Below are 15,454 nucleotides of genomic sequence, written 5' to 3'. Positions count from 1 at the left end.
CCGCTTCCCACAGCAACGAACCACGAAGCCACTGTGGGAGACTTGCTCGCAAGCGAATTGCCAACGACCCGAAGGAGCATTCGCGGCCAAGGCCGCTTCCCACAGCAACAAACCACGAAGCCGCCGTGGGAGACTTGCTTGCAAGCGGATTGCCAACGACCCGAAGGAGCATTCGCGGCCAAGGCCGCTTCCCACAGCAACAAACCACGAAGCCGCCGTGGGAAGCTTGCTTGCAAGCGAATTGCCAACGGCCTGGAGGAGCATTCGCGGCCAAGACCGCTTCCCACAGCAACGAACCACGAAGCCACTGTGGGAGACTTGCTCGCAAGCGAATTGCCAACGACCCGAAGGAGCATTCGCGGCCAAGGCCGCTTCCCACAGCAACAAACCACGAAGCCGCCGTGGGAAGCTTGCTTGCAAGCGAATTGCCAACGGCCCGGAGGAGCATTCACGGACAAGGCCGCTTCCCACAGCAACGAACCACGAAGCCGCCGTGGGAGACTTGCTTGCAAGCGGATTGCCAACGACCCGAAGGAGCATTCGCGGCCAAGGCCGCTTCCCACAGCAACGAACCACGAAGCCACTGTGGGAGACTTGCTCGCAAGCGAATTGCCAACGACCCGAAGGAGCATTCACGGACAAGGCCGCTTCCCACAGCAACAAACCACGAAGCCGCCGTGGGAGACTTGCTTGCAAGCGGATTGCCAACGACCCGGAGGAGCATTCGCGGCCAAGGCCGCTTCCCACAGCAACAAACCACGAAGCCACTGTGGGAGACTTGCTTGCAAGCGGATTGCCAACGGCCCGGAGGAGCATTCACGGACAAGGCCGCTTCCCACAGCAACAAACCACGAAGCCGCCGTGGGAGACTTGCTTGCAAGCGAATTGCCAACGACCCGAAGGAGCATTCGCGGCCAAGGCCGCTTCCCACAGCAACGAACCACGAAGCCACCGTGGGAGACTTGCTCGCAAGCGAATTGCCAACGACCCGAAGGAGCATTCGCGGCCAAGGCCGCTTCCCACAGCAACAAACCACGAAGCCGCCGTGGGAAGCTTGCTTGCAAGCGAATGACATTGTCTGACGCTCCTCAACGCCGCCCCCGTCGCTCCGCCCGCTCCAAGCGCTGGGCCTGCTGGCGCGCCTCATCGAGCACCTCGCGCACATAGCTGATGTGATTCTGAGCCACCGCGCGGGCATCCTCGGCACGCTGTTCAAGAATGGCGTCGAGAAGCTGACGGTGCTGGGCCAGCAACATGTCACGGGTTTCATTCCGCTGCTCGTACATACCGCCGATGTTGGTGACCACGTTGTGCTTGAGCAGTTCGAACAGACCACGAATGGTATGCAGAAGCACCGCGTTGTGGCTGGCCTCGGCGATGGCCAGATGGAAGGCGGCATCGGCGGCGCCCTCCTCGGCACGGGCCACCTCGGCGTCGTTATAACAGCGGTGCAAATTGTCAAAGGCATCACGCAGGCGCTGGCGATCCAGTTCCGTTGCCCGTTGCGCGGCGTAATAGGCACAGGCCCCTTCCAGGGTATGACGAAATTCCAGCAGGTCCTGCTGGGCGTCGCTGTGCTTTTCCAGCAGATGCAGCAGCGGATCACTGAAAGTGGAGCCCAACTGCTCCGCCACGAAAGTACCGCCGCCCTGGCGGCTGGTCAGCAGCCCCCGCACCACCAGTTTCTGAATCGCCTCACGCAGAGAAGGCCGCGACACACCAAATTGCTCCGCCAGGGCACGTTCCGCCGGCAAACGCTCTCCGGCTTTGAAACTGCCCTCCAGAATCATCGTTTCCAGCTTCTCCACGATCTCATCGGAAAGTCGCCGATGACGAACCTGCCCCGTATTCATGCCACCTCTCAAATTGGTATTACCAATTAAATTATCCTACGACGCTGCAAACCTTCACGCCACCCATTATCCACAGTGGATAGACAAAGGTCGTACCGATCCCCGGCTTGACGCATCAGAGATCAGCTTTTAGGCTAGTTTTTCAATTTGGATAATTGGTAAGACCAATTTACAAGGACCTTGCCGATAATGCAAACAACAATGCCGAGGAGACTGTCATACCATGCAACCCGGCCTGCTTGCTCTTTTCGCTTTCTCCCCCATCGTGCTCGCCGCGCTGCTACTGATCGGCCTGCGCTGGCCGGCCCGCCGCGCCATGCCGGTGGTCTATCTGTTCACCGCCCTGATCGCCTTGCTGGTCTGGGACATGAGCTTGAACCGCTTGCTCGCCTCCACGCTGCAGGGGCTGGTGATCACCATCGGTCTGTTGTGGATCATCTTCGGCGCCCTGTTGCTGCTCAACACACTCAAGCATTCCGGCGCCATTGCCGTGATTCATAAGGGCTTCACCACGCTCAGCCCGGACCGCCGCGTTCAGGCCATCGTCATCGCCTGGTTGTTCGGCAGTTTCATCGAGGGCGCCTCCGGCTTCGGCACCACCGCGGCCATCGCCGCCCCTTTGCTGGTGGCGATCGGTTTCCCGGCACTCGCGGCGGTACTGATGGGCATGTTGGTGCAAAGTACGCCAGTCTCCTTCGGTGCCGTCGGCACCCCGATCGTGGTGGGCGTCACCAGTGGTCTGGACAGCGCCTCCCTGAGCCGCGAGCTGACCGAACGCGGTTCCAGCTGGGAGCAGTTCCTGCAGCAGATCACCAGTGGCGTGGCCATCACCCATGCGCTGGCGGGTACCGTCATGCCAATGATCATGGTGCTGATGCTGACGCGTTTCTTCGGCAAGGAAAAAAGCTGGAAAGCCGGTTTCGAAGTGCTTCCGTTCGCGTTGTTCGCCGGCCTGGCCTTCACGCTGCCCTATCTGGCCACGGGCCTGCTGCTCGGTCCGGAGTTCCCCTCCCTGCTTGGCGGCTTGATCGGCCTGGCTATCGTTACCACCGCCATTCGTCTGAATTTCCTGGTCCCCAAACGGCAGTGGGATTTCGCCGCCCCCGAACACTGGCCACGGCAGTGGTTGGGCAGTCTGGAAATCAAGGTGGCGGATTTGGCCGCCCGCCCGATGGGCACCCTGCGCGCCTGGCTGCCCTATGTGTTGGTCGGCCTGTTCCTGGTGATCAGCCGCGTGTTCCCGGACATCAGCGCGGCGCTGAAGAGCGTGGCCGTCGGCTGCACCGACCTGCTGGGAGAAGCCGGCATCAGCGCCAGCGTCCAGCCGCTGTATCTGCCCGGCGGCATCCTGGTGACGGTGGTGGCCATCACCTTTTTCCTGCACCGCATGAAACCCGCCGCCCTGGGCGCGGCGGTAAAGGAATCCTCCGGCGTTCTACTCAGCGCCGGGTTCGTGTTGTTGTTCACCGTGCCGATGGTGCGGATTCTGATCAACTCCGGCGTCAATGCCTCGGATCTGCCTAGCATGCCGATTGCCATGGCCCGCTACGTAGCGGATAGCGTCGGCGGCATTTACCCCCTGTTCGCGCCCGCCGTGGGCGCGCTGGGGGCTTTTTTGGCCGGCTCCAACACGGTCAGCAACATGATGTTCAGCCAGTTTCAGTATGGCGTCGCCCACAACCTCGGGCTGTCCGGTGCCATGATGGTGGCGGCCCAGGCGGTGGGCGCCGCCGCCGGTAACATGGTGGCGATCCACAATGTGGTGGCCGCCTCCGCCACCGTCGGCCTGCTCGGCCAGGAAGGGGCGACGTTGCGCAAAACCATCTGGCCGACGTTTTATTATGTGATGATAACGGGACTGATTGCCCTGGTGACACTCTATCTGCTCGGCGTCACCGACCCGCTGGTTCAATGAAGGAATCGCCCCCCATGAGTACTCCCCGCACCTTCGTTCCCCAGGCCACCCGCGTCGCCGAGCCGAGCGCCGCGCCGCGCATTTACCCGGAGCCCAAACCCGAGCGGATTTATCTGTTCGGCACCTGCGTGGTGGATCTGTTTTTCCCGGAGGCCGGCATGGACGCCATCCGGCTGCTGGAGCGGGAGGGAATCCAGGTTGCATTCCCCCAGGCGCAGAGCTGCTGCGGCCAACCGGCCTACACCAGCGGTTACACCGACCAGGCGCGCGACGTGGCGCGGGCGCAATTGGCGCTGTTCGACCAGGACTGGCCGGTGGTGGTGCCCTCCGGTTCCTGCGCCGGCATGTTCCGTCATCATTACCAGGAACTGTTCGCCGACGAACCGGATACCCTGGCACTGGCCAGGGCCGTGGCTGAGCGCACCTATGAACTGGCGGAATTCCTGCTGTACGTTTGCCGCGTCGAGCTGCGCGATCAAGGCCCATCCACCGAGGTCGCCCTGCACACTTCCTGCAGCGCCCGCCGGGAAATGCACACCCACCACCACGCCCGCGCCCTGCTCGATCAGTTGTCCGGGGTACGCCGGGTGGACCATGATCACGAAAGCGAGTGCTGCGGCTTCGGTGGCACTTTCTGCGTGCGCATGCCGGACATCTCCGGCGCCATGGTGGCGGACAAGACCCGCGCCCTGCGCGACAGCGGCGCCGCCCGCGTGGTGAGCGCGGACGCCGGCTGCCTGATGAACATCAACGGCGCCCTGGAAAAACAGCGGGCGCCCTTGCAAGGCCAGCACCTGGCCAGCTTTCTTTGGCAACGCACCGGAGGCCAGCCATGAGCCAGCCCGCACGCATCCCGCTAGCCGATGAATTCAAAAGCCGCGCCCACGACGCCCTGAGGGACGCCCGACTCAGACGTAATTTTCGCGGTGCCATGGACTCACTGATGGAGAAGCGCGCCGCCGCCTTCAGCGACGCCGACGAGCGCGAACGGTTGCGCACCCTGGGCAATCACATCCGCGCCCGCGCGCTGTCCCGGCTGCCGGACTTGCTGGAACAGTTGGAAAACAATCTCACCGCCAATGGCATCCAGGTGCACTGGGCGGAAACCACCGAGCAGGCCAACCGCATCGTCCTCGACATCGCCGAGCGCCGTCAGGCCAAACAGGTGATCAAAGGCAAGTCCATGGTCAGCGAGGAGATGGACATGAACCATGTCCTCGCCGACCACGGTATCGAATGTCTGGAATCGGACATGGGCGAGTACATCATTCAGCTCGACCACGAAAAGCCCTCGCACATCATCATGCCGGCGATCCACAAGAACGCCGACCAGGTGGCCAGGCTGTTCGAACGGGAACTGGACGAGCCCTACACCCGCGACGTCAACCAACTGATCCAGACCGGCCGCCGGGTGCTGCGGCAAAAATTCTTCGACGCCGACATCGGTGTCTCCGGCGTCAATTTCGCGGTGGCCGAAACCGGCACCCTGGTGCTGGTGGAGAACGAAGGCAACGGCCGCATGAGCACCACCGTGCCCAAGGTGCACATTGCCGTCACCGGCATCGAGAAAGTGGTCGCCCATCTGCGCGACGTGGTGCCTCTATTGTCATTACTGACCCGTTCCGCCCTGGGGCAGCCGATCACCACCTACATCAACATGATCTCCCGTCCGCGCCAGGACGGCGAGCGCGACGGGCCGGAAGAAGTCCATCTGGTGTTGCTCGACAATGGTCGCAGCCAGGCCTTCGCCGATGGTGAACTGCGGCAGACCCTGAACTGCATCCGCTGCGGCGCCTGCATGAACCACTGCCCGGTGTATACCCGCGTCGGCGGCCACACCTACGGCGAGGTCTACCCCGGCCCCATCGGCGCCATCATCACCCCGCACCTGGTGGGCCTGGACAAAGTGCCGGACCATCCCAGCGCGTCTTCCCTGTGCGGCGCCTGCGGTGAAGTCTGCCCGGTGCGGATTCCGATTCCGTCGTTGTTGCGGCGGCTGCGCGAAGAAAACGTGTCCCGCCCCGACCCGGAGCACGCGGTGATGCGCGGCCAGGGCAGCAAATACTCGGCACTGGAGAGCACCGTCTGGACGCTCTGGCGCACACTGTACACGCGCCCGCTGCTGTACCGGCTGTTCCGCTTTTTCGCCACCCGCTTGCGCGCGCTGACACCCCCGCGTCTCGGCCCCTGGACCGAGCATCGCTGCGCCCCGAAACCCGCCGCCCGTTCCCTGCACGAACTGGCCCGCCAACATCTGGAGCAGTCCCGATGAGCGCCAAAGCCCGCATTCTCGACAAACTCCGGCGCAGCCTGACCGGCACCGAAGCGCTGCCGGACGATTTCGACCAGACGCTGGTCACCGAGCCCTGGCGCTACCCGCCGGAGCAGCGCATTGCCCGCTTGCGGGAATTGATGGAAGCGGTGCACACGGAAATTCATCTCACCAGCCAGGCTCAATGGCCCGATCTGCTGGCCGCCCTGCTCGCCGAAAAACAGCTGACCCGCCTGCTGATCGCACCGGAAACCGACCATGGCCGGCAACTGAGCGAATACTGGCAGCGCCGTTCCGATGCGCCAACGCTGCGCGCCTATGACCGGCCGGTGGAAGAGTGGAAGCCCGAGCTGTTCCATGACACTCCGGCCAGTCTCACCGGCACGGTCGGCGCCATTGCCGCCACCGGCAGTCTGATTCTGTGCCCGGACCGCCACGAACCGCGCTTGATGAGTCTGGTGCCGCCGGTGCATTTCGCGCTGCTGCGCGCCAGCACCATTCATGACAATCTCTATGAAGCCCAGCGCGCCTTGAACTGGCGCGCCGGCATGCCCACCAACGCGCTGTTGATTTCCGGCCCGTCCAAGACCGCCGACATCGAGCAGGTACTGGCCTACGGCGCCCACGGCCCCAAGGACCTGGTGGTACTGATTCTGGAGGACGCATGACCGCTGCCGACCATGGCCCGCTGCCCGCCCCTTTTCTGCGGGCGGTGGAAACCCTGATTCCCGCCGCACGGCGTTTCGACGACCCGCTGTCCACCCTGGCGTTCGGCACCGACGCCAGCTTTTACCGCCTGATTCCGAAGCTGGTGATCCGGGTGGAAACGGAAGCGGAAGTGGTGGCGCTGCTGACGCTGGCCGGCGAACACGCGGTGCCGGTGACCTTCCGCGCCGCCGGCACCAGTTTGTCCGGCCAGGCCATCAGTGATTCCGTGCTGATCGTGCTGGGCGACCAGTGGAACGGCCGGGAAATTCGCAACGACGGCGCACAGATCCGCCTGCAACCCGGCGTCATCGGCGCCCAGGCCAACGCCTGGCTGGCACCGCTGGGCCGCAAGATCGGCCCGGACCCGGCGTCCATCAACGCCGCCAGGATCGGCGGCATCGTCGCCAACAATTCCAGCGGCATGTGCTGCGGCACCGCCCAGAATACCTACCACACCCTGGCCGGCATGCGTCTGGTACTGGCCGACGGCACCGTGCTCGACACCGAGGACGCGGACAGCGTCACGCGCTTCCGGCAAAGTCACGCCGCCCTGCTGGAACAACTGGCGGCTCTGGGCCGGGAGACTCGTGCCGACAACGCCTTGAGCAGTCGCATTCGCCACAAGTACCGTCTCAAGAACACCACGGGGCTGTCCCTGAACGCGCTGGTGGATTACGACGATCCGCTGGAAATCCTCACCCATCTGATGGTCGGCTCCGAGGGGATTCTCGGTTTCATCAGCGCGGTCACCTACGACACCGTGCCGGAATACCCGCACCGGGCCAGCGCCCTGATCGTGTTTCCCGACGTGGACACCTGCTGCCGGGCGGTGCCGGTGCTGAAGCAACAGCCGGTATCGGCGGTGGAATTGCTCGACCGCCGCAGCCTGCGCTCGGTACAGGATCAACCGGGCATGCCCGACTGGGTGCCGGGCCTGTCCGACGGCGCCTGCGCGCTGCTGATCGAATCCCGCGCCGCCGCCGAAAGCCTGTTGCAAGAGCAATTACAGGGGATCCGTCAGGCCCTCGCGTCGTTCGCGGTGGAAAAGCAGGTGGACTTCAGCACCGATCCAGCGGTCAACGAGCAACTCTGGGCCATCCGCAAAGGCACCTTCCCGGCGGTGGGCGCGGTGCGCGCCACCGGCACTACTGTGATCATCGAGGACGTGACCTTCCCGGTGGAACAACTCGCCGACGGCGTGCGCGGCCTGCTCACCCTGTTCGATAAACACGGTTATGACGAAGCGATCATCTTTGGCCACGCCCTGGAAGGCAATCTGCATTTCGTATTCACCCAGGGCTTCGACGATCCGGCCCAGGTGCAACGCTACGAAGCCTTCATGGGCGACGTGGCCAGACTGGTGGCGGAGGATTTCGGCGGCGCGCTCAAGGCGGAACACGGCACCGGCCGCAACATGGCGCCGTTCGTGGAACTGGAATGGGGCCACGACGCCTATCAGCTGATGTGGAGAATCAAACGGCTGCTGGACCCCGCCGGCATCCTCAACCCGGATGTGGTGTTGTCCGAGGACCCGCGCATTCACCTGAAGCACCTCAAGCCGCTGCCCGCCGCCAACGAGATCGTCGACAAGTGCATCGAGTGCGGCTTCTGCGAACCGGTGTGCCCTTCCCGCGGCCTGACCCTGACACCGCGCCAGCGCATCGTGGTGTGGCGGGACATCCAGGCCAAACGCCGCTCCGGCGCTGGCGCCACACCATTGTGGAACGACTATCTGTATCGCGGCATCGATTCCTGCGCGGCCACCGGCTTGTGCGCCCAGCGCTGCCCGGTGGGCATCAATACCGGCGATCTGGTGCGTGAATTAAGAGCCGGACAGACCCGGCACACCGGCACCGCCGACCGGCTGGCCGATCATTTCAGCGGCGCGCTCGGCGCCACCCGGATCACTTTGCGCGGCGCCACCACCGCGCAAAAACTGCTCGGCGGGGAACAGCTGCAAACGCTTGCCAATGGCCTTCGGCGTTTGTCCGGAGAACGCATTCCCCTGTGGACGCCGGCCATGCCGCAAGCCACTTCCCTGCCCCGACATCAACCGCTTTCCGCCGGGGAACGCCCGCGCGTGGTCTATCTGGCCGCCTGCGTATCCCGCACCATGGGACCGTCACTAAGTGACCCGGAACAGGTACCACTGATCGACAAAACCCGGGCACTGCTGGAAAAAGCAGGCTTCGAGGTGGTGTTTCCGGAGGATCTGGACAGCCTGTGCTGCGGCCAGCCCTTTGCTTCCAAGGGCTACCCGGAACCGGGAGAGCGTAAACGGGATCAATTGGCGGCGGCCCTGCTCAAAGCCAGCCGCGACGGCGAGGATCCGGTGTACTGCGACACCAGCCCCTGCACCTTGCGGCTGGTACAAGGCGGCCTGGATCCACGCCTGAAACTGTACGATCCGGTGAAGTTCATCCGCGAGCAGTTGTATCCCCGGCTCACCTTTTCACCACTGGACACTTCGGTGGCGGTGCACGTCACCTGCAGCACGCAACACCTGGGGGAAAGCGCCGGGCTGATCGAGATTGCCCGCCGCTGCGCCCTCGATGTGGTGGTACCGGAAGGGATTCACTGCTGCGGCTTCGCCGGCGACAAAGGCTTCACCACACCGGAGCTCAACGCCCACGCGCTGCGCGATCTGCGCAACACCGTTCAGCACTGCGATGAAGGCATTTCCACCAGCCGCACCTGCGAGATCGGTCTGAGCCATCATGGCGGTATTGATTATCACGGGCTGGTGTACCTGGTGGACCGGGCGACCACGGCCAGGCTCTAGAAAACAGGAATTCGCTGGCAAGCCAGCTTCCCACAGAGAAGGCTACGAAGCCGCTGTGGGAAGCGAGCTCGCTCGCGAATGGGCCGTGATCAGCGTTGCACCGGTATTCTCACTACCTTGCTGTACTGGCGGAAATCAAACTCGCCGGTGAAGGCACCGGACGCGTCACTGATTGGAAACGCGTAACGCGGCGTGACCACCACTTCGAAGTCATACTCACCCACCGGACGAACATCCACCTCCAGGAAACCGTAGTGTTTGCCACCGTCGATCAATTGATCCCCGTTCCATGATTCCGGCGCGTCACCGTGGGCACTCCAGTGATTGGCCTGGGCTTCCTCCGGCAACAGATCAAAGGGTACATAGGTGGTGGTGGGGGCGTAGCCGGGGCCACGCAGGCCGTCACCAGCGAATCCCACATCCCAGTAGTGCACCCCGTCCAGGCTGGTGTATTCCAACAATTCATCATGACCGGACAGCACCGCCACCACGCCATAACGGGTAAACAATTCGTGATACACGCGCATCGGCACACCGGACTGATTGTCCTCGTTGTTGGCGATGCCGGCACTGCCGGAAGGCAGGCTGTGCACACCGGTGCCAAAGGCAGAGTGATGGAACTGCACGAAAATCACCTGACCTTTGGCCTGGGCATCGGCCAGTTCACGTACCGCCCAATTCCACTGTTCACCGAAGCGGTTGAAGTCCGGGAGCCGTGCCGCGCTGCCGTCGAGCATCAGGTTGGTGTCCTTGGCCGGGTCGCTGTCGTCGCCATTGGAGGAGTCCAGGCTGATCAGCGTCACCGGGCCGTAATCCACCCGGTAGTAACGTTTCTCGTAGCGCTCATCCGATCCCTGATTCGCGGGCAGGTCCCAGTAAGTGGCGAACTTGTCATAGGCCAGCATCGCCGCCGCCTGGGTATAACCGCCCCCTTCCGGATGCCAATAGTTCTCATGGTTGCCCATGACCGGGAAAATCGGCGTTTGCGATGCCAGCGTGTTCCACTCGCCGGCGGCATGGCGCCAGAACTCATCCCAATCCAGCTGGCGGCCGCCCTTTTCCACCAGATCACCGGCGATCACCCAGAAATCAGGCGCTCTTTCCTTGGCGTAGCGGAGGTTGGCCTGAAAGCCCGTGGTCTGATCCACCAGGTACTGGCGGCTGTAGGTGTCCGGATCGGTATCGAGTTTATCCAGACCGGCATTCAGACCATTGGCGCTCCACGCCACCGTTTTGCCGGTGGACTCCGGCTCGGTTTCCATGTCCGACATAGCCAGGAAACGCACTGCCTGGCGGGCACCGGTCGCCGGCGCGGTAGTGAATTCAGCGGCAAACTCCCGATCCGCTCCCGGCACGGAATATTGGTAGGTCGTGGCCGGTTCCAGGCCATCCACCCGCACCACGTGTTTGTAGGGCAACGACGGCGCCTGTCCCGGCTCCACCCCGGCGTGGATCGCCCCCAGATTGTTCTCCGAGTGAATGTAATCCACCTCCACCTGCCCATAGGTCAAGGCACCGGCTTGCACCGGCTCGGAAGTGAAAGTGCCCACGTTTTTCACCACCAGCTCACCGGGAAGGTCTTCCTCGGTAAACCAGATAACCGTCATGGCCTGGGCGGTGGGATTCTGCACATAGGGCAAGACGCGGAACTGGGCGCGCTCCTGCGCCGGCGGAGGTGGCGATGGCGGATTGCCGGAATCGGAACTGGAGGAGCTTCCCCCGCAAGCAGCCAGCACCAATGAGGCACCTAACACGGTCCATACGGACGCGTTCATCGTTGACATGAAATTCTCCCGGCAAATAGCGCTAAAGCGCCGAATATGACGCCGGAAGATGACGGGAAGATGTCTCGATCAACTACGGATAAAATTCGCTTGCAGGCAAGCTCCTACACAACAGGCACAACTACGAAGCCACTGTGGGAGCTTGCCTGCAAGCGAACGGGTTCGACGAGCCCGGCCACCTACAACCGCCCATCCACGTCATAACACTGCCCCGCCACCAGGTTCTGAGCCAGCATGAAGCGATCCTGGGCGTTGGTGGCCCGCAGTTCGGCCACACTCAGGGACTTCAGCATCCAGGTGTTCCAGACGCTGACAAACTGGGTGTCGATGTTCACGTCTCCCCGGGGCATGGTGGCGTTGAGCGCGCGCACCGACAAGCTGTCGCCCTCCCATTGCGTCTCATAGCCTTCATTGGGATAGGCCACTTCAAGGCAGGAGAGAAATTCCTTCATGGAGCGTTCCGAGGGCTGCCCGATAGCATAGGCCAGCGGCTGGTCCGGCACTTCTCTGAGCACTTGCAGGATATGCGCGTCCGCCATGCGCTCGCGCAGTTCCGCCATGGCGTCGTCAGCGGCGGAGTCGTTGCGGGCCTCGGCCTCTTCCCGGGCCAGGGCTATGGCACGACGCACCTGCTCACGGCGACGTTCCCGCCGCTCACGTTCCAGCCGCGCCTGAATAGTGGCGTCCCAGGCCTCGGACACCAGGCGATCCAGCTCCTGATCCTGTTCACGGGCAGTCAGCGCCCCGCGCACCCCGACACCACAGCGGGCAATCAGACCCGCTCGCTGATCATCGGGCAGCCAGCGATCCCCCCGCCACGCCGTGGCCAACTCGTCACAGGCCGGCTCGTCGATCCCCAGTCGCTTCTGGGTGGCGTAGTCTAGGCCGGCCACCGTGGCCGGCGCCGGAGCCAGGCCGAGCCAGCCGCCGGCGGTTTGCCGCAGACCGGCACACCCCCCCAGCAACAGGACGCACAACGCCAATGCCCCATAGCGAGACAACGCAAGAGTATTCATAGTGGTGTGTCTGACGCGTTCCGCCCCGAGAGGTTCCCCGGAGCGGAAGCGAGACAGGATTATGCCGACTTCTTGGCGGCGATCTTCTCTTTCCAGATCACCGGGCCGGTCTTGTGTACCGATTCGCCATTGGAATCCACCGCCACGGTCACCGGCATGTCTTCCACCTCGAATTCGTAGATCGCTTCCATGCCCAGGTCCTCGAAGGCCGCCACGCGGGACTTGCGGATCGCCTTGGACACCAGGTAAGCGGCACCGCCCACGGCCATCAGGTAAACCGCCTTGTTGTCCTTGATCGCCTGGATCGCGGTATCGCCACGCTCGGCCTTGCCGACCATGCCGATCAGCCCGGTTTCCTCGAGCATGGTGCGGGTGAACTTGTCCATGCGGGTGGCGGTGGTCGGACCAGCCGGGCCCACCACCTCGTCGCCCACCGGGTCCACCGGGCCAACGTAGTAAATAAAGCGGTTGGTGAAGTCCACCGGCAGTTTCTCGCCCTTGGAAATCATATCCACCATGCGCTTGTGGGCGGCATCACGGCCGGTCAGCAGCTTGCCGGACAACAGCAGCGTGTCGCCGGGCTGCCAGGTCTGCACTTCTTCCGGGGTCACGGTGTCCAGATTGACGCGCTTGGCGCCTTCATCATTGCCCCAGGCAATGTCCGGCCATTCTTCGAGATCCGGCGCCTTGAGATCCGCCGGGCCGCTACCGTCAAGAATAAAGTGGGCATGGCGGGTGGCGGCACAGTTGGGGATGATCGCCACCGGCTTGTTGGCCGCGTGGGTCGGATAATCCGCCACTTTCACATCCAGAACGGTGGTCAGGCCACCCAGGCCCTGGGCGCCGATGCCCAGCGCATTGACCTTCTCGAACAGCTCCAGGCGCAGTTCTTCCGCCCGGGTTTGTGGGCCACGGGCCTGCAGCTCGTGAATGTCGATGGGATCCATCAGGGATTCCTTGGCGATCAGCATGGCCTTCTCGGCGGTACCGCCGATACCGATGCCGAGCATGCCCGGCGGGCACCAGCCGGCGCCCATCTTCGGCACCTGCTCCAGCACCCAGTCGACGATGGAATCGGACGGGTTGAGCATGGCGAACTTGGATTTCGCCTCGGAACCGCCGCCCTTGGCGGCCACGTCGATTTCCAGGGTGTCGCCGGGCACGATGGAATAGTTGATCACCGCCGGCGTGTTGTCCTTGGTATTGGCGCGCTTGCCATCCGGATCGGCCAGCACCGAGGCGCGCAGCACGTTGTCCGGGTGGTTGTAGGCCCGGCGCACGCCTTCGTTGATCATGTCGTCCAGAGACATGCTCTCTTCCCCGGGGGAGGCCTCGAAAGTGACGTTCATGCCGACCTTGGCGAACACGGTGACGATACCGGTGTCCTGGCAGATCGGGCGGTGCCCCATGGCGGACATCCGCGAGTTCACCAGAATCTGCGCCATGGCGTCCTTGGCCGCCTTACTCTCTTCCTTCTCGTAGGCTTCCTTTACCGCGCGGATGAAGTCCACCGGGTGGTAATAGGAGATGTACTGCAGGGCATCGGCCACGCTTTGGATCAGATCGTCCTGGCGAATCACCGTCATTGGGGGCACTCCTGGCTGGAACGAGGGGCGCGCATTATAGCCCATGGCCGGGCGTGGCTCCACGGCATGGGGATATGCAAGGCCGCTGTGGGGAGCTGACTTGCCAGCGAATAGCCCCAAACGCCAAAGCTGATTCGCGAGCGAGCTCGCTTCCCACAGCGGCTTCGTAAGCCGGGCTGTGGGAAGCCGCTTTAGCAGCGAATGGGGTTTCCCAGGAGGCCCGCTCAGGAAAAACGGGGATCTATTCCTACGGAACGTTCGAAGAAAGCGGACATCAATTGAAGTCCGCGCCGACATCCGTCAAGACATCCGTTTGAAACAACAGGGCCAAAAGCACCAAAGCCGCCGCGAGGCCCTGGGTTCAAAAGGATGCTGCCAAACCGTGATTTATAAACCACAATCTGTTCTGGAAATCAGACAAACCGATGTATTCAAACGCTGGCGGGCCCGGGAATGGAGAAAAACGTGGATGCATTAACCTCCTACGATCCGGCGGAAGACCTTGGCTCTCCAACCGCGATCGCCACTTTCATGACGGAAGCCTTCGCCACCGGCGATGCCGGCTACATTGCCCATGCGCTGGGTGTGGTGGCCCGCGCCAAAGGCATGACGGAAATCGCCCGGCAAACCGGTCTGTCCCGCGAACAGCTTTACCGCTCCTTCAGCCAGCAAGGCAACCCGACGCTCAAAACCACGCTGGCGGTGATGCGGGCACTGGGTATTGATATGACAGTGAAACCCCGCTGATCCCTTCCCTCTCTGTTCGCCAGCAGGGCCAGCTCCAGACCGGGCTACAAAGCCGCTGTGGGAAGCTGGCTTGCCAGAGAATAGCCCCCAAAACGCCAAAGCTGATTCGCGAGCAAGCTCGCTTCCCACAGCGGCTCCGTCATCCCGGGCTTGATCCGGGATGACGTTTTTTCAGAGGCTGCCCATGGCCGCCCCCTTTTCCTGTCCCCTTTTTAAAATACATTTCTCCAATCAATTAATAATCCCGTCGCCGCTCTTCATTAAAGGACAGAGCGTCGACCTTTTGTCCGAAAAAGACAGGAAAAAGGTAGAATAACGACACCATTTTGTTTACTTATCCCTTGTTCTTATCCTCTTCACCGCTTCGCCCAGCGCCTTCCACTTCTCCTAAAAACCATCCTAACTCTTTGTTTTAAATCACCTTTTAAACCCAAAACAAAAAACGTGACCGACCATTCTCAATCGCCGGTTATGGGCGCCGGCCGGCCGCTCCTAGGCTCTGGCTGCCAATCATGAAGATGGCCTCTTTCTTAAAACAAAAAAGAAAACGCGAAAACGCAAATAAAGAAAAAGAGCAATAACGACCACAATAATCTTTGGAGGATTTCCTGAAATGATCTCCCGTTCCCGACTGAAGCCCCATCTCGGGCCACGACGCCTTGGGGCCGCGGCGCTGTTGCTTGCCCCGGCGATCGCTTGCGCGAACATGGGTAACATCGCCACCACCTACGGTGTCCTGCCCAGTGACGTCGCCACCGTCCAGGCCCTCTCCATGTTCAACACCCAGGTCT

10 protein-coding genes and 1 pseudogene are annotated in these 15,454 nt (G+C 62.6%); 7 read left to right on the top strand and 4 right to left on the bottom strand.

Annotation, left to right across the window (positions count from 1 at the left end):
- Positions 1 to 1,088: 1,088 nt before the first annotated feature.
- Positions 1,089 to 1,853, bottom strand: coding sequence for a GntR family transcriptional regulator (locus E0L37_RS19650; RefSeq protein ID WP_133493350.1), 765 nt, complete (start codon positions 1,851 to 1,853; stop codon positions 1,089 to 1,091).
- A 223-nt stretch (positions 1,854 to 2,076) separates the two neighbouring features.
- Between E0L37_RS19650 and E0L37_RS19645 the strand changes: the two genes are divergently transcribed.
- The 5 genes from E0L37_RS19645 to E0L37_RS19625 are packed head-to-tail and all read left to right on the top strand — an operon-like array spanning position 2,077 to position 9,530.
- A complete protein-coding gene (locus E0L37_RS19645) occupies positions 2,077 to 3,768 on the top strand; it encodes an L-lactate permease (RefSeq protein ID WP_133493349.1) in 1,692 nt (563 codons plus the stop codon).
- A 14-nt stretch (positions 3,769 to 3,782) separates the two neighbouring features.
- Entirely contained in the window at positions 3,783 to 4,604 is an 822-nt protein-coding gene (locus E0L37_RS19640; protein ID WP_133493348.1) for a (Fe-S)-binding protein, read from the top strand.
- Positions 4,601 to 6,040 (top strand): LutB/LldF family L-lactate oxidation iron-sulfur protein, encoded by a 1,440-nt coding sequence (locus E0L37_RS19635; RefSeq protein ID WP_133493347.1) that lies wholly within the window; start codon positions 4,601 to 4,603, stop codon positions 6,038 to 6,040. Before E0L37_RS19640 ends, E0L37_RS19635 begins: the two co-directional genes overlap by 4 nt.
- Positions 6,037 to 6,708 carry a lactate utilization protein gene (locus tag E0L37_RS19630; RefSeq protein WP_133493346.1) on the top strand — a complete coding sequence of 224 codons (672 nt, stop codon included), beginning with the start codon at positions 6,037 to 6,039 and terminating at the stop codon, positions 6,706 to 6,708. The genes E0L37_RS19635 and E0L37_RS19630 overlap by 4 nt, the downstream gene beginning before the upstream one ends.
- On the top strand, positions 6,705 to 9,530 hold the full coding sequence (locus E0L37_RS19625; protein ID WP_133493345.1) for an FAD-binding and (Fe-S)-binding domain-containing protein: 2,826 nt from the start codon (positions 6,705 to 6,707) through the stop codon (positions 9,528 to 9,530). Before E0L37_RS19630 ends, E0L37_RS19625 begins: the two co-directional genes overlap by 4 nt.
- A gap of 89 nt (positions 9,531 to 9,619) precedes the next feature.
- On the opposite strand, the gene E0L37_RS19620 is transcribed toward E0L37_RS19625, so the two are convergent.
- The 3 genes from E0L37_RS19620 to E0L37_RS19610 form a co-directional block, all read right to left on the bottom strand.
- Positions 9,620 to 11,314 (bottom strand): metallophosphoesterase, encoded by a 1,695-nt coding sequence (locus E0L37_RS19620; protein ID WP_133493344.1) that lies wholly within the window; start codon positions 11,312 to 11,314, stop codon positions 9,620 to 9,622.
- 179 nt (positions 11,315 to 11,493) lie between these two features.
- Positions 11,494 to 12,330 (bottom strand): hypothetical protein, encoded by an 837-nt coding sequence (locus E0L37_RS19615; RefSeq protein WP_133493343.1) that lies wholly within the window; start codon positions 12,328 to 12,330, stop codon positions 11,494 to 11,496.
- 59 nt (positions 12,331 to 12,389) lie between these two features.
- Entirely contained in the window at positions 12,390 to 13,916 is a 1,527-nt protein-coding gene (locus E0L37_RS19610) for a fumarate hydratase (protein ID WP_133493342.1), read from the bottom strand.
- 465 nt (positions 13,917 to 14,381) lie between these two features.
- On the opposite strand from E0L37_RS19610, the gene E0L37_RS19605 reads away from it, so the two are divergent.
- Both E0L37_RS19605 and E0L37_RS21795 read left to right on the top strand, forming a co-directional pair.
- Complete coding sequence (locus E0L37_RS19605; RefSeq protein WP_236564200.1) at positions 14,382 to 14,663, top strand: addiction module antidote protein; 282 nt, start codon at positions 14,382 to 14,384, stop codon at positions 14,661 to 14,663.
- A 613-nt stretch (positions 14,664 to 15,276) separates the two neighbouring features.
- Positions 15,277 to 15,454, top strand: a pseudogene (locus tag E0L37_RS21795) (aromatic hydrocarbon degradation protein); the annotation flags it as partial.

Origin of the sequence: Alcanivorax sp. 24, from assembly GCF_004360225.1 — a bacterium.
Classification (GTDB): domain Bacteria; phylum Pseudomonadota; class Gammaproteobacteria; order Pseudomonadales; family Alcanivoracaceae; genus Alloalcanivorax; species Alloalcanivorax xiamenensis.
Note: the sequence above shows the minus strand (reverse complement) of the source record. Positions and strands in the feature narration are given on the sequence as shown.

Bases quoted from the DNA above. Each gene is read 5' to 3' on its own strand.
- E0L37_RS19650 (WP_133493350.1), bottom strand. From the start codon at position 1,853: ATGAATACGGGGCAGGTTCGTCATCGGCGACTTTCCGATGAGATCGTG.
- E0L37_RS19645 (WP_133493349.1), top strand. From the start codon at position 2,077: ATGCAACCCGGCCTGCTTGCTCTTTTCGCTTTCTCCCCCATCGTGCTC.
- E0L37_RS19640 (WP_133493348.1), top strand. From the start codon at position 3,783: ATGAGTACTCCCCGCACCTTCGTTCCCCAGGCCACCCGCGTCGCCGAG.
- E0L37_RS19635 (WP_133493347.1), top strand. From the start codon at position 4,601: ATGAGCCAGCCCGCACGCATCCCGCTAGCCGATGAATTCAAAAGCCGC.
- E0L37_RS19630 (WP_133493346.1), top strand. From the start codon at position 6,037: ATGAGCGCCAAAGCCCGCATTCTCGACAAACTCCGGCGCAGCCTGACC.
- E0L37_RS19625 (WP_133493345.1), top strand. From the start codon at position 6,705: ATGACCGCTGCCGACCATGGCCCGCTGCCCGCCCCTTTTCTGCGGGCG.
- E0L37_RS19620 (WP_133493344.1), bottom strand. From the start codon at position 11,314: ATGTCAACGATGAACGCGTCCGTATGGACCGTGTTAGGTGCCTCATTG.
- E0L37_RS19615 (WP_133493343.1), bottom strand. From the start codon at position 12,330: ATGAATACTCTTGCGTTGTCTCGCTATGGGGCATTGGCGTTGTGCGTC.
- E0L37_RS19610 (WP_133493342.1), bottom strand. From the start codon at position 13,916: ATGACGGTGATTCGCCAGGACGATCTGATCCAAAGCGTGGCCGATGCC.